The sequence below is a fragment of the Streptomyces sp. NBC_01264 genome (assembly GCF_026340675.1).
Lineage (GTDB): Bacteria > Actinomycetota > Actinomycetes > Streptomycetales > Streptomycetaceae > Streptomyces.
The window spans coordinates 4,903,889-4,928,144 of sequence record NZ_JAPEOX010000001.1 but is presented as its reverse complement, the minus strand read 5'-3'; the positions used below and the strand labels follow the sequence as shown (position 1 = coordinate 4,928,144).

The window sequence follows — 24,256 nt, the reverse complement described above, 5'->3', positions numbered from 1 at the left end:
GCTCCGGGCCGCCGTACGTCCCGTAGTCGCACGAGGCTTCGCCGGGGGGCTTGTGCTGGAGTGCGCTCCAGCTCCTACAGTCCGGACGCATGAGCATGCGATACCGAATTCTGGGTGGGACCGGCATCGAGGTCAGCACGCACTGCCTCGGCACGATGATGTTCGGTGCGGTGGGCAATCCGGATCACGAGGAGTGCGCGCGGATCATCCATGCCGCGCTCGACCACGGGATCAACTTCGTGGACACCGCGGACATGTACTCCGCCGGGGAGTCCGAGCAGATCGTGGGCAAGGCCCTGAAGGGCCGGCGGGACGACGTCGTGCTCGCGACCAAGGTGCACTTCCAGATGGGCGAGGGCCGCAACCGTAGCGGGAACTCCCGGCGCTGGATCGTGCGTGCCGTCGAGGACAGCCTGCGCCGACTGGACACGGACTGGATCGACCTCTACCAAGTGCACCGGCCGGATCAGGGGACGGATGTCGAGGAGACCCTGTCCGTCCTCGGTGATCTGGTCCGGGCCGGCAAGATACGCGCCTTCGGCTGCTCCACCTTCCCGGCCGAGGAGATCGTCGAGGCGCACCACGTCGCCGAACGGCGGGCTCTGCCGAGGTTCCGGACCGAGCAGCCGCCGTACTCGATCCTCGCGCGCGGGATCGAGAGCAGTGTGCTGCCGGTGGCCCGGAGGTACGGGATGGGCGTCCTGACCTGGAGCCCGCTCGCGTCGGGGTTCCTGAGCGGGAAGTACCGGCTCGGCAGCGCCGTCGACATGACCTCGGGGCATGCGGCGCTGACTCCGGCCCGCTTCGATCCGGCGGTGCCGGGCAACATCGCGAAGCTGGAGGCTGTGGAGCAGCTGGTGGACCTCGCCGACTCCATCGGCTGCACGCTGCCCGAGCTGGCGGTGGCCTTCCCGCTGGCGCATCCCGCCGTCACCTCGGTGATCACCGGGCCGCGGACCATGGAGCAGCTGGAAGCACTGGTGAAGGGCGCCGGCCTGGTCCTCGACTATGCGACCCTCGACCGGATCGACGAGATCGTGGAACCGGGCCGGAACCTGTACCACCCGGACGGCGCTTGGCACTCCCCGGCGCTGGCGGATGTCACCCAGCGCAGGCGGTCGCCGGGAGACCGGTCCGCCGGTTGATCGGGCGGACGCTCCGATGTTTCACGTGAAACAGCGACGGATGTTTCACGTGAAACGTGACGCAGACGCAGACACAGACGCGAGCGGCCGTGCGGTGGGCCGCCAAGTGGCTGTGTGGACTGATCCGTTCCGCTGACGGATGGGCGCGCCGGTCGGACGCGCGGGGTCCGGGTCTTCAGGATGGCCCGCGGAGACCGGCCTTGTGTCCTGGCTTCGCAGATCGATTCGATCCGGTGTGTGCGAGAAGCGGTACATGAGTTCTGAGAACAAGGCCCGTGCCTACCTGGGGCCGTTGCCCCGACGAGCCGGCTGGCTGACGGGAGGCACGCTCGCCTCGGTGGCGCTGGTGCTGGCGGGCCTGACGACTCCGGCGGTCGCGCTGGCCGAGGCGTCGGGCGGTCCGGACCGCTGCAAGGCCCAGCGCCACAGAGCGGGTGCGCCGGCGGCGGCTCACGGCGACGACTGCAAGGTGGGCCCGCAGGGCCCCCGCGGGCCCAAGGGGCAGAAGGGCGCGACGGGGCCCACCGGACCCAGGGGTGCCACCGGAGCGACGGGTCCGACCGGGCCGCGCGGCTACCAGGGTGCGACGGGCGCCACCGGCCCCACGGGCGCCACCGGCCCCACGGGCGCCACCGGCCCCACGGGCGCCACGGGCGCCACCGGCCCCACGGGCGCCACCGGCCCCACGGGCGCCACCGGACCCACGGGCGCCACCGGACCCACCGGTTCGACCGGCGCCTCGGGTACCAACGGGGCGACGGGCGCGACCGGCCCCACCGGTGCGACGGGTGCCACCGGCGCGCCGGGTGCCACCGGTGCGACGGGTGCGACCGGTGCGACAGGCCCCACCGGTCCGTGCAGTGACTTGGACAGCTTCGCGCCGTCGAACAACGAGGACTTCCACGCCGTGCTCAGCAACGGTCACACCTTCGCGGGTCGGGCGACCACCGTGGGTGGGGCCCCCACCTGGATCGACGTCTCGGGCCTTCCGGGCTATCCCAACAGCGAAGAGACCGGGTTCGCCTGCGCCGTCTCCGTCCATGGACAGGCCACTGCCGCCTACATCAAGGTGCTGACGACCACCGGCCGGGTGTTCCAGCTCCACATCGCGGTCACCGGGCAGACCTTCATCCCGGACGCCGCCGGCTGGCAGGAGCAGACGCCGTCGCCCACCCCCGTCGTCCGTGCCAAGGGCATCTCCAAGGAAGAGACCGAATGGAAGGGCGACCTGGCCTACTCCGGCTCGCCGAACGCCCTGTAGCCCTCACTCCGGCTCGGTCTCCGGGCCGCCGAAGTCCGGACTGGTGAAGTCCGGAGACGAGTAGCCGGGACGGGGCCCCTCCGCAGGGGCTCCCGGGCTGGTGAAATCGGGCCGGGTGTATCCCAGGTTGGGGATGCGCCCGGCTCCCGGCTTTCGGGGGGCCGGGAAGCCGGCACCCGCGCTGGGATCGGCCAGCGCGTCCCGGAGGAACGGCACGATGCCCCGCTCCAGCAGGGCGTTGCGCCAGGCTTCCCGGGCTCGCGCCACCTCGTCGGGTACCGCCTCGGTCTCGTCCGCCGCCACCTCGGTGGAGCTGTTGCGGACGGCCGTCACGAGCAGCCCGATCACGGCGAAGAGCAGTGCGGCCGCGGTGAGCCCGCCGAACAGCCAGCCCGCCGTCAGCATCGTGTCGGCGAAGGCCGGTTCGGGTTCGATCATCTTCAGGATGTAGCCCACCAGCAGGAAGATCAGCATGGCGGTGCCGGCCAGGACCGGCGCGAGGACCGCGACCACGGCGCTGACGCCCGCGCCGCCGTCCTGCCCGTCGCCCTCCTCCCCCGTGGTTCCGGGGGTGGACAGGATCTCGTCCTGCCGCTCTTTGCGGACCTTCACGTAGTGGTCGTACTCGGCTGCGGCCGCAGCCGTCAGCAGCCCGGTGGCCCCCATGGCCATGGTGCGCAGCTGTTCGGCGTTCAGCCGTTCGCCGAGGGCGGCGAGCTCGGGCCTGGCGTTCGCGGTGCGCAGCGCCTCGTCGAGGAGCCGATCGAACTCCGGTCGGTCTTCGGTGAGCAGGTGCGGAGCGCTGGTCATGTGCATCCCCCGATGCTCCGTAGGGACCGGTATGCCCGCGTAGAACGGGGCGCCGGCACAAACGGAGGAGAGCCTGCTACGGATAGAGCGATGGTAGAGCGCCCACGCCGTACGTCGACAGGGGCTTTCCGGAAATACCCAGCTCCGGGAAGCCTCAGTCGTTCAGCGGGAGTTGCACGACGAGCAGTTTGCCCGCCATCGTCACTCCGCCGTCCATCGCGATGGCCAGGCCGTCGGCGTAGACGTGCGGGCCGACGACGGCCTCGGGGCCGTGCGCGCCGTCACCGTCCTCGGTGCCCACCTCGCCCAGCAGGTACGGGATGGGGCTGTGGCCGTGCACCACGCGGCTGCCGCCGTAGGTGCCGATGAGCTCGCGTACGGCCTGGGGGCCGGTCCCCTCGTCGCGGAAGGCGAAGCGCTTGGTGAACTTGCGGAACAGGTCCCAGGTGATGTCGGCGTCGTTGCGGTTGAGCAGCTCGTGGATGGTGTCGTTGACGTCCTCGACGGAGTCGCCGTAGTCGAGGTAGGCGGTGGTGTCCGAGTGGAGGAGCAGGTGGTCCTCCACCAGGACGGCCGCGTCGAGCCGGGACATCCACTGGAGGTGGACGTCCTGGAGCCGGTCCATGTCGGTGCGCTGGCCGCCGTTGAGGAGCCAGGCGGCCTGGAAGGTGGCGGTGCCGGCGCCGGAGACGACGGGGGTGTCCCCGAACCGCTTGGCGCCGATGAGCAGCAGCTCGTGGTTGCCCATGAGGGCCTTGCAGTAGCCGCCCGCGGCGGCGGCTTCGGCGGAGAGCCGCATGACGAGGTCGATGACCCCGATGCCGTCGGGGCCGCGGTCGGTGAAGTCGCCGAGGAACCAGAGCCGGGCGTTGCCGGCGGACCAGTTGCGGTCGGCGTCGATGAGCCCCTGGAACTGCAGTTCGGCGACGAGTTCGTCGATGTAGCCGTGCACGTCGCCGACTACGTAGAGCGGGCCGGGGCCCTCGCCGGGGGTCTCCTGGGGGACGTACTGGACCTGGACGGTGTCGCCGGGCCCGCCGGGGGCGCCGCGCCCGATGACGGGGAGGTCGCGCTGGGTCGGCGTGTACCCCTCGGGGTCGCTCTCCTCGGAGACGTGGCCCATCGGGCGGCCGGCGGGCTCACCGAGGGCGCCTGCGGCATCGTACGGGGCCTCGTACGGCGCCTCGTACGGGGCTTCGTGGCCGTATCCGTGCTGCGCGGGGACGGGAGCCGGGCCCGCGTCGTAGTACGCGGGGTACTTGCCGTAGACGGGGGCGTCCACCCCGAGCCCCGTGGAGCCGACCGCTGCGGCTGCTACGGATCCCGGGAGAGCGGTATGCGAGGCGGGTTCGGCGACCGGCAACCGGAAGTCCCGCTCGGTGTCCGTCCGCACCGCGGGTCCCTGACCGGCCCCCTGAGTCATCGACCCCTCCACCACCGTCGCGCTGCCGTACACCTGCGGACCCGCCCGCCTCCGGGGCGGAGGATCCGTGATGTCGTGCGCCCATCATAGGAATGCAGCTCGCGCTCTGTGACGCACCAGGGGTGGTGAATCCTGGCCGGAGCTGGCTCTTCATGCCGGTTTCTCCCGATATGCGTGTTGCTGAAATCCTAGGCGGGGCCGGCGGCCCCGCCGTTGGGCCGGCGTGGTGGTCAGTCCTGTGCCGGGGATCGGGGCGGGCTGACGGTCGTACGGGGCTGCCTGCGCTGGGACGAGGTACGGATGATCAGCTCGGTCGGGATGACCTGTTCGACGGGTCCGCCCGTGTCCACGCCCTCGATGGCGTCGATGAGCAGCTGGACGACGGCGGTGCCGATGCGGCGCGGTTTGAGGGACAGGGTGGTGATGGGCGGCTCGGTGTTGGCGTACACGGTGGATTCGCTGCAGCACACGAGCAGCAGATCCTCGGGAACGCGCAGGCCGTAGCGCCGGGCGGCGGCGAGCAGGTCGGTGCCGTTGGGGTCGAACAGGCCGTAGACGGCGTCGGGCCGGTCGGGCCGGGCGAGCAGCCGGTCGGCGGCGACGGCGCCGGCGCACGGATCGTGGGCGGGGTAGGACTCGTAGACGGGGTCCTGGCCCACGCGCTCGCACCAGCGCAGGTAGGCCGTGGTGGAGAGCCGGGTGTAGGTGTCGGTGGTGGTGCCGGTCAGGAGCCCGATGCGGCGGGCTCCGGCGGCGGCGAGGTGGTCGAGGAGCCCCAGGACGGCGGCCTCGTGGTCGTTGTCGACCCAGGCGGTGACGGGGAGTGAGCCGGCGGGGCGTCCGTCGGAGACGACGGGCAGACCCTGGCGGACCAGTTCGGTGACGACGGGATCGTGGTCGGAGGGGTCGATGACGACGGTGCCGTCGAGGGCCACGTTGGACCAGACGTCGTGTCGGGAGGTGGCGGGGAGGATGACGAGGGCGTAGCCGCGAGCGAGCGCGGCGGAGGTGGCGGCCCTGGCCATTTCGGCGAAGTACGCGAATTCGGTGAAGGTGAAAGGTTCATCCCCGTACGTCGTCACGGTCAGGCCGATGAGGCCCGACTTGCCGGTACGGAGGGTGCGGGCCGCCGCGGAAGGGCGGTAGCCCAGCCGGTCTGCGACCTCGCGGACGTGGCGGCGGGTGGCGTCCGGCAGCCGTCCCTTCCCGTTGAGGGCGTCGGAGACGGTCGTGATCGAGACGCCCGCCGCGGCGGCCACGTCCCTGATGCCCGCCCGGCCTTGTCGGCCGGCGGCCCGCCGGGTGGTCTCGGTCCGGCTCACCTGATGCTTCCCTGCTGCTGTCATGGCGAGCCGATAGTAGGGCTCGGTGGGCAGGGCGGTCCGGATGCATATGCACGCGTTGACAGGCACGATTCTGCACGGTTCGCCACCCCTAATGACCTTGGAAATAAAGGCATTTGGTCGCGAAGGGTGTCTGGTGCCCTTGCCGACGGGACCGTGCATGCCAAAACGGAGCCCTCTCGCGCTCTGCTCAACTCACCTGTACGAGGGACGCGCGCCACGGCGCAGGCCACCGGCGCACGCATATATGCGTGCGCTCTCCCGCATTCCAGGCGCCCGCCGTTCTCGGATGGGCGGAATCCTCATAAGGTGAGGAGTAATGAGTCGACGGCGACGTCGTACGGGACGGTCGAGGAGGACCTGCGGTGAGCGAGAAGAGCCCGAAGCTGCGCGCCGAGCTGGACGGCATCCCCACCTACAAGCCCGGAAAGCCCGCGGCAGCGGGCGGCCCGGTCGCGTTCAAGCTGTCCTCGAATGAGAACCCGTACCCGCCCCTGCCTGGGGTGCTGGAGAGCGCGGTCGCCGCGGCGGGCCACTTCAACCGGTACCCGGACATGGCGTGCACGGGTCTGGTGAACGAGCTCGCCGAGCGGTTCGGGGTTCCCGTAGAGCACATCGCCACCGGCACCGGCTCGGTCGGGGTCGCCCAGTCGCTGATCCAGTCGACGGCGGGCCCGGGCGACGAGGTCATCTACGCCTGGCGGTCTTTCGAGGCTTATCCGATCATCGTTCAGATCTCGGGCGCGACGTCGGTCCAGGTCCCCCTGGGCGAGGGCGACGTGCACGACCTGGACGCGATGTTCGAGGCGATCACGGAGCGGACCCGCCTGATTTTCGTCTGCAACCCCAACAACCCCACCGGCACCGCCGTGCGCCGTGCCGAGCTGGAGCGCTTCCTGGACCGGGTGCCCTCCGACATCCTCGTCGTCCTCGACGAGGCCTACAAGGAGTTCGTCCGCGACGTCGAGGTCCCGGACGGCATCGAGCTCTACCGCAGCCGCCCCAACGTCGCCGTGCTGCGCACGTTCTCCAAGGCGTACGGCCTCGCCGGCCTGCGCGTCGGCTTCGCGGTGGCGCACGAGCCGGTGGCAGCGGCGCTGCGCAAGACCGCGGTGCCCTTCGGTGTCAGTCAGCTCGCCCAGGACGCGGCGGTCGCCTCGCTGCGGGCCGAGGACGAGCTGATGGGCCGGGTCGGGTCGCTGGTGAGCGAGCGCGCCCGGGTCTACGGGACGCTGCTGGCCCAGGGCTGGACCGTGGTGCCCGAGACGCAGGCCAACTTCGTGTGGATGCGGCTCGGGGAGCGGACCGCCGACTTCGCGGCGGCCTGCGAGAAGGCCGGCGTGGTGGTCCGGCCCTTCGCGGGCGAGGGCCTGCGGGTCACGATCGGCGAGCCCGAGGCGAACGACCTCTTCCTGCACACGGCGGAGGCGTTCTTCAAGGAGCTCTAGAGCTCCGGGGAGCTGGTCCGGCCTACCGGTCGGCCGGCCGTGGTGTGGTCGGCCGGTAGGCCGGCCGAGGTCAGGCCAGTTCCACGCGGATGGGGTCGCCGTCGCGGACGGTGGCCAGCAGGCGGGGGTCTCCGTCGAACGAGCCGAGGACGTTGCACGGGCTCGCCAGGCGGCTCTCGCCCCCGCGGGAGATCGGGGTGGGGCCGTAGGGCAGCGCGAGCGCGTCGCCCTCGGTCCAGAACGCGACCGTGCCGGGCTCGACGACCTGCTGGGCGTCGTGCTCCAGAGCCACGGAGATGCCGGTGTCGAAGTAGACCTCCTCGCCCCAGGTGTTGGCGGAAGCCGAAATGGGGAGCGCGTCGGCCAGTGCCTTGGCGGTCGGGGTCTCGTCGAGCGTCGCGGTGAGCTGGCCGGCGGGCCAGAGGAATCGAATCTTCATGCGTTGCATTCAACAATCTGTTGAATCTATTTGCTAGGGGGGACCCCCCTGAAAGATGCCGACAGCGGTACGACATAATGCTTGTGAATGTGAACGCGTTCACAAGCGTGTCCTGCTTCCTCCCGGATTGAGTGGGATACAAGAGGCAAACTGCGGCTGTGACCACGGCGAAACGAAGGAGACGACGACGTGGACCTAGCTTTGGCGCCAGAGACCCTGGCGCGATGGCAGTTCGGTATTACCACCGTCTATCACTTCCTCTTCGTTCCCTTGACGATCTCTCTGGCCGCGCTCGTCGCGATCTTGCAGACCGCCTGGGTGCGTTCGGAAAACGAGAAGTACCTCAAGGCCACCAAGTTCTGGGGCAAGCTCTTCCTGATCAACATCGCGATGGGTGTCGTCACGGGCATCGTCCAGGAGTTCCAGTTCGGCATGAACTGGTCCGACTACTCGCGGTTCGTCGGTGACATCTTCGGAGCTCCGCTGGCCTTCGAGGCGCTCATCGCGTTCTTCTTCGAATCCACCTTCATCGGCCTGTGGATCTTCGGCTGGGACAAGCTGCCGAAGAAGATCCACCTGGCCTGCATCTGGATGGTCTCCATCGGCACCATCCTGTCCGCGTACTTCATCCTCGCGGCGAACTCCTGGATGCAGCACCCGGTCGGCTACCGGATGAATCCCGAGCGCGGCCGGGCCGAGCTCACGGACTTCTGGCTGGTGCTCACGCAGAACACCGCGCTGACCCAGTTCTTCCACACTATGACGGCGGCCTTCCTGGTCGGCGGCGCGTTCATGGTCGGCATCGCCGCCTTCCACCTCGCCCGCAAGAAGCACATCCCCGTCATGCGGACCTCGCTGCGACTCGGCCTGGTCGTCATGATCATCGCCGGTCTGGGCACCGCCATCAGCGGAGACCTCCTCGGCAAGGTCATGTTCAAGCAGCAGCCGATGAAGATGGCCGCGGCCGAGGCGCTCTGGGACGGCGAGGCGCCGGCGCCCTTCTCCGTCTTCGCCTACGGCGACGTGGAAAAGGGTCACAACACGGTCGCCATAGAGATCCCGGGCCTGCTGTCCTTCCTGGCCAACGACGACTTCAGCTCCTTCGTCCCGGGCATCAACGACGTCAACAAGTCCGAGCAGGAGAAGTTCGGGCCCGGCGACTACCGGCCCAACATCCCCGTCGCCTACTGGGGCTTCCGCTGGATGATCGGCTTCGGCATGGCCTCGCTCGGCGTGGGCATCCTGGGGCTCTGGCTGACCCGCAAGAAGTTCATGCTGCCGCCGGGGCTGCGCACCGGTGAGGAAGAGGTCCCGCACCTGGTCCTCTTCAAGAAGGCGCTGAGCCCCAAGTTCACCAACTGGTACTGGATCATCGCGCTCTGGACCATGGGCTTCCCGCTGATCGCCAACTCCTGGGGCTGGATCTTCACCGAGATGGGCCGCCAGCCCTGGGTGGTCTACGGGGTCCTGCGCACCAGGGACGCGGTCTCGCCGAACGTCTCCCAGGGTGAGGTGCTCACCTCGATGATCGGCTTCACGACGCTCTACGCCGTGCTCGCCGTGATCGAGGTCAAGCTCCTCCTGAAGTACGTCAAGGCCGGCCCGCCCGAGCTCACGGAGGCCGACCTCAACCCGCCGACCAAGATCGGCGGAGACGACAAGAACCCCGACCGGCCGATGGCCTTCTCGTACTGAGGCTGAGGAGACCACACCATGCAACTCCACGACGTCTGGTTCGTGCTCATCGCCGTTCTGTGGATCGGCTACTTCTTCCTCGAGGGCTTCGACTTCGGAGTCGGCGTCCTGACCAAGCTGCTGGCCCGCAACCGCACGGAGAAGCGGGTCCTGATCAACACGATCGGGCCCGTGTGGGACGGCAACGAGGTCTGGCTGCTCACGGCCGGCGGTGCGACCTTCGCCGCCTTCCCCGAGTGGTACGCCACCCTCTTCTCCGGCTTCTACCTGCCGCTCCTGATCATCCTGATCTGCCTCATCATCCGCGGGGTCGCCTTCGAGTACCGGCACAAGCGGCCCGAGGACAAGTGGCAGACCAACTGGGAACACGCGATCTTCTGGACCTCGCTGATCCCCGCGTTCCTGTGGGGCGTGGCCTTCGCCAACATCGTGCGCGGAGTGAAGATCGACCAGGACATGGAGTACGTCGGAAACTTCTTCGACCTGCTCAACGTCTACTCGATCCTCGGCGGCCTGGTCACCCTGACCCTGTTCACCTTCCACGGCGCGGTGTTCACCTCGCTCAAGACGGTCGGTGACATCCGCGACCGGTCGCGCGCGCTGGCCACCCGGCTCGGTGTGGTGACCGCCGTCCTGGCGCTCGTCTTCCTGATCTGGACCCAGGTCTCGCGCGGTGACGGCTGGAGCCTGATCGCCATGATCGTGGCGGTACTGGCCCTGGTCGGGGCCCTCGGCTTCAACTTCGCGGGCCGGGAGGGCTGGTCGTTCGGCCTGTCGGGGGTCACCATCGCGGCGGCCGTCGCGATGCTCTTCCTGACGCTGTTCCCGAACGTCATGCCGTCCTCGCTGAACGACGCCTGGAACCTCACGGTCACCAACGCCTCGTCCAGCGCGTACACCCTGAAGATCATGACCTGGTGCGCGGCGGTGGCGACCCCGCTCGTCCTGCTCTACCAGGGGTGGACGTACTGGGTGTTCCGCAAGCGCATCGGCACGCAGCACATCGTCGACGCGCACTGAGCCGACTCCGTCGCCTCGCTCCGTCCGCTCCTGCCTGGGGGATGTTTCACGTGAAACCGATCGACCCGCGCCTGCTCCGGTACGCCCGGTCCACCCGCCTCTTCCTCGGAGCGGTGGTGGCCCTGGGGCTCGCCGGGGCGGGGCTGGTCGTCGGCCAGGCCATGCTGATCGCCGAGATCGTGGTCGGTGCCTTCGAGGACGGACTGGACGGCGGAGCCCTGCGGACGCCCCTGCTGCTGCTCGCGGCGGTGGCGCTCGGCCGGGGCCTGGTCGCCTGGCTGACCGAGCTGGCCGCGCACCGGGCGAGCGCCGCGGTCAAGTCGGAACTGCGCGGCCGGCTGCTGGATCGTGCGACGGACCTCGGCCCCGGCTGGCTGAGCGGCCAGCGGACGGGCTCCCTGGTGGCCCTGGCCACCCGGGGGGTCGACGCGCTCGACGACTACTTCTCCCGGTACCTGCCCCAGTTGGGGCTCGCGATCGTCGTCCCCGTGGCGGTGCTCGCGCGGATCGTCACCGAGGACTGGGTGTCGGCGGCGATCATCGTGGTCACGCTCCCGCTGATCCCCCTGTTCATGATCCTGATCGGCATGGCCACCCAGTCCCGGATGGACCGCCAGTGGCGGTTGCTGTCCCGGCTCTCGGGACACTTCCTGGACGTGGTGGCCGGTCTGCCGACCCTCAAGGTCTTCGGCCGCGCGAAGGCGCAGGCGGAGTCCATCCGCAAGATCACCGATGACTACCGGCAGGCCACGATGCGTACGCTGCGCATCGCGTTCCTGTCCTCGTTCGCACTCGAACTGCTGGCGACCCTGTCGGTGGCGCTGGTCGCCGTGACCATCGGCATGCGGCTCGTCCACGGGGAACTGGACCTCTACACCGGACTGGTCATCCTGATCCTGGCACCCGAGGCGTACCTGCCCTTGCGTCAGGTCGGCGCGCAGTACCACGCGGCGGCGGAGGGGCTGGCCGCCGCCGAAGAGATCTTCGAGGTGCTGGAGACCCCGGTCGCCGCATCGCGGGGGACGGCCGCCGTTGCTGCCTCGGAGCTGCGGATCGAGTTCGACGGCGTGGCTGTCCGGTACGAGGGCCGGGGCGAGGACTCCCCCGGACCCGTCTCGCTGACCGTGGAACCGGGCGAATGCGTGGCCCTCACCGGGCCGAGCGGCGCGGGCAAGTCCACGCTGCTGCAGGTCCTGCTGGGCTTCGTGCCGCCGAGCGCGGGCCGGGTCCGCGTCGGGGGCGCCGACCTGGCCGCTCTGGCGCCCGAGCAGTGGCGGGAGCGGATCGCGTGGGTGCCGCAGCGGCCGCACCTGTTCGCGGGGACGATCGCGGAGAACGTACGGCTGGCGCGGCCAGGCGCCGACGATGCCGAGGTGACCGCCGCGCTGGCGGACGCCGGGGCCTGGGAGTTCGTACGGGCCCTGCCGCGGGGGGCGGACACCCTGCTCGGTGAGGGCGGGACCGGACTGTCCGCCGGGCAGCACCAGCGCCTCGCACTGGCGCGGGCGTTCCTCGCGGACCGGCCGGTGCTCCTGCTCGACGAGCCGACGGCGGCACTGGACGGCGAGACCGAGGCGGCCGTGGTGGAGGCGGTACGCCGCCTCGCGGTCGGGCGGACCGTCCTGCTGGTGGTGCACCGGCCGGCCCTCCTGGCGCTGGCCGACCGGGTCGTACGGGTCGGGGCCGGCCCCGCGGGACCCTCCCCGGCCGCACCCCTTCCCGCCGCGCGGGCGGAGCAGCCGGCGCCGGCACCCGCGCCGCGCGATCCCGGCGAATGGATCCTCGGAGACGCCCCGGAGCGGGTGGGCGGTCCGGGCAGCGGCGACGCCGGCGGCGGCGATCCGCTCAAGCGGGTACGGGGTGTGGCCAAGGCCTGGCAGGGACGATTCAGGCTCGGGCTGTTCCTCGGGGCGCTGGCCGTCGGGTGCAGCGTCGGGCTGATGGCCGTCTCCGGATGGCTGATCTCGCGCGCCTCCGAACAGCCGCCCGTGCTGTACCTGATGGTGGCCGTCACCGCGACACGGGCCTTCGGCATGGGGCGGGCCGTGTTCCGCTACGTGGAGCGCCTCGTGTCCCACGACGCGGTTCTGCGGATGCTCGCCGACCTGCGCGTCTCGGTGTTCCAGCGGCTGGAGCGCATCGCGCCCGCAGGGCTGCGCAGCCATCGGCGCGGGGACCTGCTGACGCGGCTGGTGGCCGACGCCGACGCCCTCCAGGACTACTGGCTGCGCTGGTTGCTGCCCGTCGGCACCGCGGTGCTCGTGGGCACCGGCTCGGTGGCGTTCACCGCCTGGCTGCTGCCCGGGGCCGGGGTGGTCCTCGCCGTCGGGCTGCTGGCCGCCGGTGTCGGGGTACCGCTGGTCAGCGCGGTCTGCGCACGCCGGACGGAACGCCGGCTCGCGCCCGCCCGCGGGGAGCTCGCCACCCGTGTGGCGGATCTGCTCACCGGAACCGCGGAACTGACCGTCGCCGGAGCGCTCGGCGGGCGCCGGGCCGCCGCGAAGGAGAGCGACGGCACGCTGACCGGGATCGCCGCCCGCGCGGCCGCCGTCACCGGGCTCGGGAGCGGGCTGTCGGCCCTGGTGACCGGAGTGACCGTGGTGTGCGCGGCCGCGGTCGGGGCGAACGCCGTCGCCGGGGGCCGGCTGTCCGGGGTGGCCATGGCCGTGGTCGTCCTGACCCCGATGGCAGCCTTCGAGGCCGTCAGCGGGCTTCCGCAGGCCGTCCAGTACCGCCAGCGGGTCCGGCGCAGCGCCGAGCGGGTCTACGAGGTCATCGACACACCCGCCCCGGTCACCGAGCCGGAGCGGCCCGAAGCCCTGCCCGCGTCTCCCTTCCCGCTGCGGCTGACGGGGCTCGCCGCCCGGCATCCCGGGCAGGAGGAGGACGCGCTGAGCGGGCTCGACCTGACCCTGGAGGCGGGCCGCCGGATCGCGGTGGTCGGGCCCTCGGGGGCCGGCAAGACCACGCTGGCACAGGTCCTGCTGCGCTTCCTGGACCAGCACGAAGGCTCGTACACCCTGGGCGGGACCGACGCGCGCGCCCTCGACGGGGACGACGTCCGCCGGGTCGTGGGGCTGTGCGCCCAGGACGCGCACATCTTCGACAGCTCCGTACGGGAGAACCTGCGCCTGGCCGCCCCGGGGGCGAGCGAGGCGCGGCTGCGGGAGGCGCTCGCGGCGGCCCGGCTGCTGGAGTGGGCCGAGGGGCTCCCGGACGGGCTGGACACGCTGGTCGGCGAGCACGGCGAACGGATCTCCGGGGGACAGCGCCAGCGCCTCGCCCTGGCGCGGGCGTTGCTCGCGGACTTCCCGGTCCTCGTCCTGGACGAGCCCGCCGAGCACCTGGACCTGGCCACGGCCGACGCGCTGACCGCGGACCTGCTGGCCGCGACCGAGGGCCGCACCACCGTGCTGATCACGCACCGGCTGGCCGGTCTGGAGGAGGTCGACGAGGTGCTGGTCCTGGACGGCGGCGCGGTGGTCCAGCGCGGTGCTTACGCGGAGCTGGCGGCGGTCCCCGGTCCGCTGCGCGGGCTGCTGGAGCGGGAAGCGGACGGGACGGGCGGCTCGGTGCAGGCTCGACTTTCCTCGCTAAAGGGGACTAACTAGGCTCAAGGGCATGTCAGCGCAGGAGTCCCAGGAATCACCCGAGTACCCGCCGGAGTCCTCACCGGAATCGCCCGACCCGCTGGAGGCCGCGACCGCGGCCACCCGCAGTCTCCAGGGGCTGTCCACCGAGCTCACGGCCCGGGTACCGCAGTTGCTGGAGGCCATGCGGTCGGTCGGTACCGGCCTCGAACTGCACTCCACGCTGGACCGGATCTGCGAGACGGCCGCCGAGCTCGCGGACGCCCGCTACGCGGCCATCGGCGTGGTCGACACCGAGGGCCGGGGGCTCTCGGACTTCGTCACCTTCGGGATCAGCGACGCGGTGGCGAAGAAGATCGGCCACCGACCGGACGGGAGGCGCGGCCTGCTGGGTGCGCTGATCTCGAACCCGGACCCCGTGCACCTCGCCGACCTGACCAAGGACCCGCGCTCGTCGGGCTTCCCCGCCCATCACCCGCCGATGAAGACCTTCCTCGGCGTTCCGATCCGGGTCCAGGGTGAGATCTTCGGGAACCTCTACCTCGCGGAGAAGAACGGCGGCGGCGAGTTCAACGACTACGACGTCCACATGGTCCGGGTACTGGCCACCGAGGCGGGCATCGCCATCGGCAACGCCCGGCTCTACGAGGCCGCCACCCAGCGCGAGCGCTGGATCGACGGCTCGGTGGCCGTCACCACGGCCCTGCTGTCGGGCGGCGACGCGGACGACGCGCTCGCGGTCGTCGCCGAACAGGCCCGCCGGCTCGCCGATTCGGCCGCCGGGATCGTGATGCTGCCGGCCGAGGACGGCGGGATGGAGATCGTCGCCGTCTCCGCCGAGAACCCGGCGACCTCGCTCGGCATCGTCATCCCGGCCGAGAGCCCGGTGGTGGCCAGGCTGCTGGAGGGCGAGCCGGTCTTCGTGGACGACGCCGCCTCCGACCCGCGCATGATCAGCCGCCTGACCAGTCAGTACGGGGCCTGCATGATGCTTCCGCTGCAGAGCGGGGGCCGGGTGCTGGGGGCCCTCGTCACGCCGCGGGCACGCGGGAAGCGGCCCTTCACCGAGGCGGAGCGGACCCTGGCCACCCAGTTCGCCTCGCAGGCGGCCCTGGCACTGATGATGGCGGAGGCGCAGCGGGACCGGGAGCGCCTCGCGGTGTTCGAGGACCGCGACCGGATCGCCCGCGACCTCCACGACCTGGTCATCCAGCGGCTCTTCGCCACCGGGATGATGCTGGAGGGTGCCCAGCGCCGTTCCATCGTCCCGGAGGTCCGCGACGGGGTCGGCAAGGCCGTGGACGAGCTCGACGTGACGATCCAGGAGATCCGCACCGCGATCTTCGCGCTCCAGCAGGGACCGGCGGAGGCGCCTTCGGGGCTGCGCACCCGGGTGCTGAGGGAGATCAACATGGCCGCCGTGCCGCTGGGCTTCAAGCCCGCGCACCGCTTCCTCGGACCCATCGACGCGGTCGTCGGCGAACTCGTCGGCAAGAACCTGATCGCCGCCCTGCGCGAGGCCCTGTCGAACGCGTTCCGGCACGCGGAGGCGTCCCGGATCGAGGTGGTGCTCGACTCCACCGTCAGCCTGGCCGACGGCCGGCCCGGGGTCCGGCTGGAGGTGGCGGACGACGGGGTGGGCATCCCGGAGGGCGGACGGCGCAGCGGGCTGCGGAACCTGCGCCGGCGGGCCGAATCGCTCGGCGGCTCCAGCTCGTACGGCCCCGGCCTCGGTGAGGAGGGCGGCGGGACCACCCTGGTGTGGGAGGCCCCGCTGTAGCGAGGCCCTGCTGTGGTCGACCGGCTGTGGTCGACCGGCTGTGGTCGACGAGCTGGGGTCGCCCCGCCGTGGCCGCGCCGTAGCTATGCCTCGGTGCGGGACGCCCGCGCGGCCAGGATGCGCTCGATGACCAGGGCGACGCCGTCCTCGTTGTTGGCGACCGTACGGCCCGACGCGGCCGCGATCACATCCGGATGGGCATTGCCCATGGCGTAGGAGGTGCCGGCCCAGCCGAGCATCTCCACGTCGTTCGGCATATCGCCGAAGGCGACCACCTCGGCGGGCGAGATGCCGCGCTCCTCACAGCACAGGGCCAGGGTGCTCGCCTTGGAGACACCGGGGCCGCTGATCTCCAGCAGGGAGGTCGGGCTGGAGCGGGTGATCGAGGCGTACGCGCCGGCGACGGAGCGCGCCAGCTCGAGGAACTCGTCCGGAGCCAGCTCGGCGTGGTGCGCGAGCACCTTGAGCACGGGGGCCGCATCGTCGTCCGTGGCCTCGTGCAGCAATTCCTCGGCGGTGGCGACATTGGCGCCCGGGTCCTGGAAGAACGGCGGGTACTGGGGCTCGTAGTTGATGCCGGTGGTCAGCTCGACGGCGAAGGAGGTGCCGGGGGCGGCGGCCCGCAGGGCCTCCACCACCTTGAGCGCGGTGATCCGGGGCAGCGGCCTGACCTGGACGAACTCCCGGCCCGCAGGTTGCCGGTCGGAGGTGTGCCGATCGGCGGTCTGCCCATCGGTGGTCTGCCCGTCGGCGGTGTGCCGGTCCATGGCGTGCAGGTCGACGACGGCGGCGCCGTTCGCGCAGATGGCCAGACCGTGGCCCTGAACGTGGTCGCTGACCACACCCATCCACCGGGCCGGGCGTCCGGTCACGAAGAACACCGCGATGCCGGCCTCCTCGGCGGCGGCGAGTGCGGCGACGGTGCGTTCCGAGACGGATTTGTCGTCGCGCAGCAGGGTGCCGTCGAGGTCGGTGGCGATGAGCCGGGTCGCGGGGGTTGGCCCGTCCGGGCGCTGGGGAGCCGAGGTCACGGGTCCATCTTCGCCCATGCCGAAGGTCGGCGATGTTTCACGTGAAACATCGCCACATGGTTGTCAGTGGGCGGTGGAAGGATCTCCTCGCCGGTTCCGCTGCGGTTCGCGCTGCCGGCTCGGTGCCGGTTCGGACGACATCACTCGGGGGCGACGTGCTCATCCCTTCAGCCCGCACGTCGGACTGCGACGCCTGTGGCGGCCCGCATGCCAAGTGGGTCGCGAGCCTGGCGATGGCCCTGTGCGGGGCGTGCGAACGAGAGGGCACCCTGCATCCGGAGCGAGAACCGGTGCTGGTGGGCGAGGTCCTGCGCGAGCTTCTCTTCACGCCGTAGGTACAGCCTCGGGCGTAGGGTCCGTGCAGACCGCAGAAATGCGCCGGAGCCTGGAGTTGTCATGGGGGACTTGGTGGTCGATACGCGATCCGACCGGGAGGGCCCGGAGGACGAGGGCGATCCCGTGAAGCGGCCCGCACCTGTCTCCGGGCGCGGGCCGAAGCGGCGCCGCCCCTTCTGGATGGAGCTGCCGCTTCTCGTCGGCGTCGCGCTGGTGCTGGCCTTCCTGATCAAGACCTTCCTGCTCCAGGCGTTCCTGATCCCCTCGGGCTCCATGCAGAACACCCTGCAGAAGGGCGATCGCGTCCTGGTCGACAAGCTCACCCCGTGGTTCGGCTCGGAGCCGGCCAGGGGCGAGGTCGTGGTCTTCCGTGATCCCGGCGACTGGCTGGAGGGGCATCCGGTGGAGGAACCGAATGTGGCCCAGAAGTTCCTGAGCGCCATCGGTCTGATGCCCGCGGCCGGAGAGAACCACCTGATCAAGCGTGTCATCGGCGTCGCCGGCGACACGGTCGAATGCGCGGGCACGGGACCGCTGAAGGTGAACTCCAAGCCGCTCACCGAGCCGTACGTCTTCGCCGGGAACACCGCCTGCAGCACGGATGCGGGAGGCCAGTTCAAGGTCACGGTGCCCAGCGGCCACATCTGGGTGATGGGCGACCACCGGCAGAGTTCGCAGGACTCCCGCTATCACCAGCAGGACCCCCGCGGCGGCATGGTGCCCCTGAAGGACGTGGTGGGCCGTGCCGTGGTGCTCGCCTGGCCGGTCGACCGCTGGGCGACCCTGCCGGTGCCGAGCACTTTCGAGCAGCCGGGTCTTGCTCCCACGCCGTGACACCGGCGCACGGCCCTGCGAACTCCTCGGTCCCGTTCGGGTTCCTCGTGGTCAGCCCAGCTGGGAGAGCGCCTCGGTGGCGATCTTCTCGAAGACGCTCTGGTCGGCGGCGAAGTCCGAGTCGGGGATCGGCCAGTGGACGACGATCTCGGTGATGCCCAGCTCCTGGTGGATCCCCGCGAAGTCCACGAAGGCGTCGAGGGATTCCAGGGGGCGGCCCGGCTCCGGTGTGAAGCCGGTGAGGAGGATCTTGTCCAGCTCGGCCACGTCCCGGCCGATGTCGGCGCAGGCCTTGCCGAGCCGCTGGATCTGGCCGCGGATGGCCTCCGCCGACTGCTCCTGGGTGCCCGCCTCGAACAGCTTCGGGTCGCCGGTGGTCACCCATGCCTGGCCGTGCCGGGCGGCGAGCTTCATCCCGCGCGGGCCGGTGGCGGCCACCGCGAAGGGCAGCCGGGGGCGCTGGACGCAGCCGGGGAGGTTGCGGGCCTCGTCGGCGGAGTAGTGCGTGCCCTGCTCCGTGACGGCGTCCTCGGTGAGGAGGCGGTCCAGGAGAGGCACGAACTCCGCGAAGCGGTCGGCGCGCTCGCGCGGGGTCCACGCCTCCTGGCCGAGGGCGGTGGCGTCGAAGCCGTTGCCGCCGGCCCCGATGCCGAGGGTGATCCGGCCGCCCGAGATGTCGTCCAGGGAGATCAGCTCCTTGGCGAGCGTCACGGGGTGCCGGAAGTTCGGCGAGGTGACGAGCGTGCCCAGGCGCAGGCGCTCCGTGGCCGTCGCGGCGGCCGTGAGGGTGGGCAGGGCGCCGAACCACGGACCGTCCCGGAAGGTCCGCCAGGACAGGTGGTCGTAGGTGTACGCGCTGTGGAAGCCCAGCTGCTCGGCCCGCTGCCAGCGGTCACGACCGCCCTCGTGCCAGCGGTTGACGGGAAGGATCACGGTGCTCAGGCGCAGGGTCATACCCGTGAGCCTACGACTGTCGCGCAGGGTCTTCGCACTGCCACCGGCCCGCGTCGTCCGCTGCCGCCGCCGTCGCCCCGTACGCCGGGGCGACGGCGGTGCGCTGCCTCAGGAAGAGGTGCGCAGCAGGTGCTCGGTGGTGCGCTCGGCGCTTTCCAGGAGCCACTCCGGGGCCACGCCCTCGGGCAGCGCGCGGACCTCGGCCGCCAGCGCCGAGACCCGGGCGGCGCCGGCTTCGGGCCGGCCCAGCTCGTGCTCGGTCCAGGCGGCGTTGTTCACGCACTGGAACCGGGCCTGCAGGTGCTCCGGGCCGAGCTCCGCGTGGAGGGCGGCGGCCCGCTCCCAGAGCAGGATCTCCTCCAGCCGCAGCGCCTCCAGCTCCGCCGCGCCCAGCGGTTCCGCGGACGCCGAGCGGCGGTCCTCCGCTTCCCCGGCCTCCGCTCTCCCGGCCTCGGTTTCCGCGTCCTCCTCCCGAGCCTCCTCGTCGGCGCGGACCCGGCGGTCGAGCACCTGGGCGAGCTGGTTCCAGGTCTCGGCGAGCTCGGCCCGTGCCTCGGGGGCCCCGGGATCGTCGGGTGCCTGCGACAGTGCGGCGGTCAGCAGTTCGGCGGCCTCGCCCATCCGGGCCCGGGCCCCCGCGACCGCCGCGTCGGTGACCTCTTCGCGCAGCCCCAGCCAGGCCAGCGACCGCAGGATCCGTACCTCGGCGACCGGGGCGTCCTTGGAGCGCCGACGCAGTTCCAGGGCCCGCTCGTACGCGGCGACCGCCTCCGGCACCAGCTGCGCCTCGGAGAGCTGATCGGCGGCGGCCTGGGCGAAGTTCGCCTGCGGACGCGGGTCCTCCCAGCCCTCGGAGAGCTCCGCCGCCAGCAGGTACTGCTCGGCCGCGCCCCGGGGGTCGTGCAGTTCGCGCAGCAGGTCGCCCAGGAGATCCCGTACCGAGACGGCCTGGCCCTCACCGTGCTCCAGCAGGTCCGGCAGCGTCGACTGCAACACCTCGGCCGCTTCGGCGGTGCGGCCCTCGCGGGCATGGCACCGGGCGAGCAGCAGGCGGGCCTGGGCGCCGCCGTCGGCGGTGAGCCCGGCCTGGTCGAACCAGTGCGCCGCCTCCAGGGCGAGCAGCGCGGCCTCCGCGTCGGCCTCGCCGCGCCCCAGCAGGATGTCGGCGAGGGTGAGCCGTACGACGCCCTGCGTCTCGGGGTCGGTCACCTCGGCGGCATGGGTCAGCCCGGCGCGGGCCGATTCCTCGGCCTCCGCCACCCGGTCCAGCGACATCAGCACGCCGGCCCGCAGCACGAGCGGGTCCACGGCGAGCCACGGCCGGGCCGAGGCCACCGACCGCTCGGCGGATCCGGCGAGCAGCGCCACGGCGCGTTCCGGGTCGCCCTGCGAGAGGGCGAGCCGGCCCAGCATCCCCTCGGCCTCCGCCGCCAGGTCGGGCAGGGCCGCGGCGTAGGAATCGGCGAAGGCGGCCAGTTCGGCGGCCAGCTCGCGGCGCCCATGCTCCGGGTCGGGGCCGTGGCCGTGTCCGTGGCCGTGCTCGGGGTCGTGCCCGTCTTCGGGGTCCTCGACCGAGCGCAGGTACGACTCCACCCGGATTCCGGTCAGTTCCGCGAGGGCGATCCGCCGGGTCCGCAGCGGCTCGTCCGCGTCCAGTGCCTCGGCGGCGCGCAGGGCGACGGCCAGCAGTGCGCGCAGCTCCCCCGCCCCGGTGCCCGACTGCGCGGCCACGGTCGCCAGCCGCAGCTCGGCCAGGGCGGCCCGCTCCGCGAGCCCCAGTTCCCGGTAGCTGTCGCGTACGCCGGCCAGCAGTTCCGGTGCGTTCGCGGCGCCGGCCCGAGCGGCCGCCAGGGCCCGGTGGTCCGCCACATCGGCGGCGGCCAGCGGATCGGACCCGGCCGCCGCCCCGGGGCGCAGGGCCACCTCGTCCCAGAGGGCGGGCGCACCGGGGTGCCCGAGCTCGCGTGCGGCCCGGGCCCGCTCCAGGAGTTCCGCGAACCCCTCGGCCGGTGCCGGGCCCGGTGCCGTTGCCGTTGCGGGCGCCGGGGCGGCGGGGCCCGGCTGCGGGAGCTCCGCGAGCGCGGAGCTGCGTACGCCCAGCGGCAGGACCGCGGTCACCGGGGCCGCGCCGATCCGCGCGAGGAACCGCTCGGAGACCCGGGTGGAGCCGTTGCGGGCGTCGAACCGCCCGGCGATGTCGAGCGAGCCCGCGCGGAGCACCTCGTACAGCTCGGACACGGTGCGCGGGCCGCCCTCGTAGGGGACGGCGGGGCTCCGGCCGTGGCCCAGCTCCGTCAGGCGGCGCAGCAGGACGAGGATTCCGCCGTGGAAGGCCAGCTGGTCGGAGAGGTTGGCGAGCGGGGCCACGTGCACCGCGTGCTCGGCCAGGATCTCCAGACCCCGGGACTCGTTCCCGGTGAGCGCGCAGAATTCGATGTGCCGTCCCACCGAGGGCAGCAGGCTCTCGTTGCCCCGGGCGAGGCGGTATCCGCGCAGGTGGGCCGAGCGGGCCTCGTCGAACCGGCCGAGCCGCACCAGCGGCAGCAGCGAGGTCGCCAGGACCCGGTGGGGTTCCTCGGCGCAGGTCTGCTCGCCGGACAGCACCGGCTGCCAGACCCTCAGGGCCTCGGTGTCGTCACCGCGCAGCATGGCGTAGTGGCCCTGGCTGTTGAGTTCGCAGGCGTGGCAGTCGCTCATGTCGTCGCGGTCGGCGGCCTGCCAGGCCGCGTACGCGCGGGCGGCCCGCTCGTCGTCGCCGGTCGTGTCGGCGAGCCACAGCTCGGCCTCGCGCACGGGACGCTCGCTGTAGCCGGCGATCCGGTAACGGCGCTCCATCTCGTCCAGCCAGCCGGCGGCCGACTCCAGCGGGATCTCGGGGGAGTTGCCGATGGCGCCGGAGATCCACTTGAACTGCCAGAACAGCGAGTGGGCGTCCCACTCGTCGAAGGCGCCGGGGTCCTTGTCGTACTCCTGGAGCAGCCGGGCGAAGGGGACGAGCATCTTCGGCGACTCGGAGCTGTACAGGTAGGAGTTGATCAGGTTGTCCAGCGCCGCACGGAACAGCGGGCGGTCCCCGGTCGCTTCGGCCGCGGTGGACAGGGCTTCGGCATGCGCGTTGCGCGCGGTCCCGCCCGGAGCCTGGCGGTTCTCGGCCAGTCCGCGCTCGATCTCCTCGCGCGTCATCGTGCTCACTTCTGCCCCTCCTGGGTGCCGTTGCCGTTGCCGCTGCTGTCTGTGCTGCCGGCCGTGCTGCTGACGGGGTGCGTCGCCCATTCCAGGAGTCCGAGGAAGGCCCGGTTGAGCAGGGTGGTGTCGGCCGCGCGCAGTGGCCGCTGCGACCTCAGCAGGGCCTGGCCGTAGAGCGATTCGACGGCCGTGGCGGTCAGGGCCTCGTCGGGGAGGGCGGCGATCCGGCGGACGAGCGGGTTGTTGTGGTTGAGCACGAGGCGGGCGCGCGGGGCGGAGCCGCGCAGCGAACCGAGGATGCCGCTCCACAGCGAGTCGGCGGTCTCCAGGGCGGCGGTACGGTCGCGCTCCTGACGGGCCTGGCGGTCGTCGAGGTAGAGCGCGGGGACGGCGGCGGGCTGGAAGGCGCGCAGGACGACGTCGCAGCCCTGGGGTTCCAGGCGGGTGCGGGCGGTGGCGAGGAAGGGGGCCAGGGCCAGTTCGGCGGAGGTCGGCACCGGATCGAGCCGTTCGGTGACGGCTCCCGCGTCCAGCTCGGTGACCTTGAGTTCCGGGCGTACGGAGGGCAGCAGGGCCAGCAGGTCGGCGTCGTAGGTGTAGCCGGCGTTGATGACGCCGAGTCCGTGGGCCGCCGCGATCGGGGCGATCTGGCGGAACTCCTCCACGGTCCGGGTGAAGTGGATCTCGGTGTGCGCGGAGGTGAACTCCTCCAGGTTCATCGAACCGTCGCTGGTCTCGAACGGCAGCCAGGGCAGCATCAGGCCGAGCAGCTCGGCGTCGTGCCGGGCCAGCGACTTCACCCCGAGGTGGTGGACGCCGAGGAAGGCGGCCAGCCGCTCGGGATCGCTCGTGGCGAGCTCGGCGAGCCAGGCGCGCACGCGGGCACCGAGGGCCTCCCGCACGGCGGCCAGGGTTTCGTCGTCGTACAGGTTCTCGCGGGAGGCGGTGGGCCGCAGGGTGTCGGTGTCGAGGACGGCGCGGACGAAGAACGCCCAGTCGGGCAGCAGGTTGTCGGCCCTGTCGGTCAGCAGCATGCCCTTGAGGTGGACGCGGTGCCCGGACCGGTGGGCGGGACTGGTCGGCTCGGGCAGGACGTACGCGACTCCGCGCACTCCCGCCACGGGCAGATCGAGGTCGATGCTGTCGAGCGGGGTGAAACCGAAGAGCTGCGCGCAGTGCCCGGCGAGCGCGACGCGGCGGGCCGCGGGGGTGGGGAAGGGCCGGTCCCAGACGGCGGGCCGGTCGGTGACCGGGCGGGGCCCGGCGGCGGAGCCGTCGTCGAAGGTGATGTCGTAGGGCAGCAGGGAGCCGTAGTCGCGGGCCAGCTGCTCGACCTTGGCCGGGACGGTCCACTCCTCGGCGCCGGGGCGCGCCTCCAGGACGACGGTGGTGCCGGGCTCCGGGCGGGCGTCGGAGGGGAGTTCGCGGACGGTGTAGGAACCGTCGTCCGTGGCCAGCCATTCGACGGGCGCGGCCTGCGGATCGCGGGCGGAGCGGGTGACCACGCGGATCTCGCGGGCGACGACGAAGCAGGCGAGCAGACCGATGCCGAACTGGCCGAGGAACTCCTGGCGGGTGGTCTCCAGGCCGTGAGGGCCTCCGCGCTTGGAGCTGCGTCCGATGGTGGCGAGGAGGGAGTGGGCCTCGTCGGCGGTCAGGCCGATGCCACTGTCCTCGATGGTCACCCGGTTCCCGGCCGCCGACAGCCGGATGCGGATCTCGGCCTCGGGATCCAGGGCGTGGCGGGCGGTGACGGCGTCGACGGCGTTCTGGAGGAGCTCGCGGACGTACACGCGGGGGCTGGAGTAGAGGTGGTGGGAGAGCAGGTCGACCAGGCCGCGCAGGTCGACCTGGAACGTGTTCGGATGGGGCTCTTCGGACATCATGGGGCGTCACCTCGCGTGCTGGTACGGGTTGTTCGGCGACCGCGAGGTACCCCCCTCACAGATCCCGGAGTGAGG

General features: G+C 71.8%; 17 protein-coding genes. 9 read left to right on the top strand and 8 right to left on the bottom strand.

From position 1 onward, the window contains the following. Window positions 1-95: 95 nt before the first annotated feature. Both OG435_RS22860 and OG435_RS50160 read left to right on the top strand, forming a co-directional pair. Window positions 96-1,145, top strand: a complete 1,050-nt coding sequence (locus tag OG435_RS22860) for an aldo/keto reductase (RefSeq protein WP_266882004.1) — start codon at window positions 96-98, stop codon at window positions 1,143-1,145. A gap of 253 nt (window positions 1,146-1,398) precedes the next feature. Further along, entirely contained in the window at window positions 1,399-2,406 is a 1,008-nt protein-coding gene (locus OG435_RS50160; RefSeq protein WP_323187877.1) for a hypothetical protein, read from the top strand. A gap of 3 nt (window positions 2,407-2,409) precedes the next feature. Here OG435_RS50160 and OG435_RS22850 read toward each other — a convergent pair whose 3' ends face one another. The 3 genes from OG435_RS22850 to OG435_RS22840 form a co-directional block, all read right to left on the bottom strand. After that, on the bottom strand, window positions 2,410-3,222 hold the full coding sequence (locus OG435_RS22850; protein WP_266879220.1) for a hypothetical protein: 813 nt from the start codon (window positions 3,220-3,222) through the stop codon (window positions 2,410-2,412). A 148-nt stretch (window positions 3,223-3,370) separates the two neighbouring features. Beyond that, on the bottom strand, window positions 3,371-4,654 hold the full coding sequence (locus OG435_RS22845; RefSeq protein ID WP_266882002.1) for a metallophosphoesterase: 1,284 nt from the start codon (window positions 4,652-4,654) through the stop codon (window positions 3,371-3,373). A 215-nt stretch (window positions 4,655-4,869) separates the two neighbouring features. Then, complete coding sequence (locus tag OG435_RS22840; protein ID WP_214954921.1) at window positions 4,870-5,985, bottom strand: LacI family DNA-binding transcriptional regulator; 1,116 nt, start codon at window positions 5,983-5,985, stop codon at window positions 4,870-4,872. 362 nt (window positions 5,986-6,347) lie between these two features. Between OG435_RS22840 and hisC the strand changes: the two genes are divergently transcribed. Then, a complete protein-coding gene (hisC, locus tag OG435_RS22835) occupies window positions 6,348-7,430 on the top strand; it encodes a histidinol-phosphate transaminase (protein ID WP_266879217.1) in 1,083 nt (360 codons plus the stop codon). 70 nt (window positions 7,431-7,500) lie between these two features. On the opposite strand, the gene OG435_RS22830 is transcribed toward hisC, so the two are convergent. Beyond that, on the bottom strand, window positions 7,501-7,869 hold the full coding sequence (locus OG435_RS22830; RefSeq protein ID WP_266879215.1) for a cyclophilin-like fold protein: 369 nt from the start codon (window positions 7,867-7,869) through the stop codon (window positions 7,501-7,503). 189 nt (window positions 7,870-8,058) lie between these two features. Between OG435_RS22830 and OG435_RS22825 the strand changes: the two genes are divergently transcribed. Genes OG435_RS22825 through OG435_RS22810 form a run of 4 tightly spaced genes read left to right on the top strand, consistent with a single transcriptional unit; the run spans window position 8,059 to window position 15,954 of the window. Then, window positions 8,059-9,564 carry a cytochrome ubiquinol oxidase subunit I gene (locus OG435_RS22825; protein ID WP_266879213.1) on the top strand — a complete coding sequence of 502 codons (1,506 nt, stop codon included), beginning with the start codon at window positions 8,059-8,061 and terminating at the stop codon, window positions 9,562-9,564. 18 nt (window positions 9,565-9,582) lie between these two features. After that, the gene (gene cydB, locus OG435_RS22820) at window positions 9,583-10,584 is read left to right on the top strand and encodes a cytochrome d ubiquinol oxidase subunit II (RefSeq protein ID WP_266879211.1); all 1,002 of its coding nucleotides are present in this window, start codon (window positions 9,583-9,585) and stop codon (window positions 10,582-10,584) included. A 50-nt stretch (window positions 10,585-10,634) separates the two neighbouring features. Beyond that, the gene (gene cydD / locus OG435_RS22815; RefSeq protein WP_266879209.1) at window positions 10,635-14,195 is read left to right on the top strand and encodes a thiol reductant ABC exporter subunit CydD; all 3,561 of its coding nucleotides are present in this window, start codon (window positions 10,635-10,637) and stop codon (window positions 14,193-14,195) included. A gap of 10 nt (window positions 14,196-14,205) precedes the next feature. Continuing rightward, complete coding sequence (locus tag OG435_RS22810; protein WP_266879207.1) at window positions 14,206-15,954, top strand: sensor histidine kinase; 1,749 nt, start codon at window positions 14,206-14,208, stop codon at window positions 15,952-15,954. Between the two features lie 83 nt (window positions 15,955-16,037). On the opposite strand, the gene OG435_RS22805 is transcribed toward OG435_RS22810, so the two are convergent. Continuing rightward, the gene (locus OG435_RS22805; RefSeq protein ID WP_266879206.1) at window positions 16,038-17,003 is read right to left on the bottom strand and encodes an HAD hydrolase family protein; all 966 of its coding nucleotides are present in this window, start codon (window positions 17,001-17,003) and stop codon (window positions 16,038-16,040) included. Window positions 17,004-17,140: 137 nt separating this feature from the next. Between OG435_RS22805 and OG435_RS22800 the strand changes: the two genes are divergently transcribed. After that, complete coding sequence (locus tag OG435_RS22800) at window positions 17,141-17,320, top strand: hypothetical protein (protein ID WP_266879204.1); 180 nt, start codon at window positions 17,141-17,143, stop codon at window positions 17,318-17,320. Between the two features lie 61 nt (window positions 17,321-17,381). Then, window positions 17,382-18,155, top strand: coding sequence for a signal peptidase I (gene lepB / locus OG435_RS22795; protein ID WP_266879202.1), 774 nt, complete (start codon window positions 17,382-17,384; stop codon window positions 18,153-18,155). 51 nt (window positions 18,156-18,206) lie between these two features. On the opposite strand, the gene OG435_RS22790 is transcribed toward lepB, so the two are convergent. From OG435_RS22790 to OG435_RS22780, 3 genes are all read right to left on the bottom strand, one after another. Next, window positions 18,207-19,109, bottom strand: coding sequence for an LLM class flavin-dependent oxidoreductase (locus OG435_RS22790; RefSeq protein WP_266879201.1), 903 nt, complete (start codon window positions 19,107-19,109; stop codon window positions 18,207-18,209). Between the two features lie 108 nt (window positions 19,110-19,217). Then, window positions 19,218-22,301 carry a tetratricopeptide repeat protein gene (locus tag OG435_RS22785; RefSeq protein WP_266879200.1) on the bottom strand — a complete coding sequence of 1,028 codons (3,084 nt, stop codon included), beginning with the start codon at window positions 22,299-22,301 and terminating at the stop codon, window positions 19,218-19,220. Further along, window positions 22,298-24,181 carry an HSP90 family protein gene (locus OG435_RS22780; protein WP_266879198.1) on the bottom strand — a complete coding sequence of 628 codons (1,884 nt, stop codon included), beginning with the start codon at window positions 24,179-24,181 and terminating at the stop codon, window positions 22,298-22,300. Before OG435_RS22780 ends, OG435_RS22785 begins: the two co-directional genes overlap by 4 nt. Window positions 24,182-24,256: the final 75 nt, after the last annotated feature.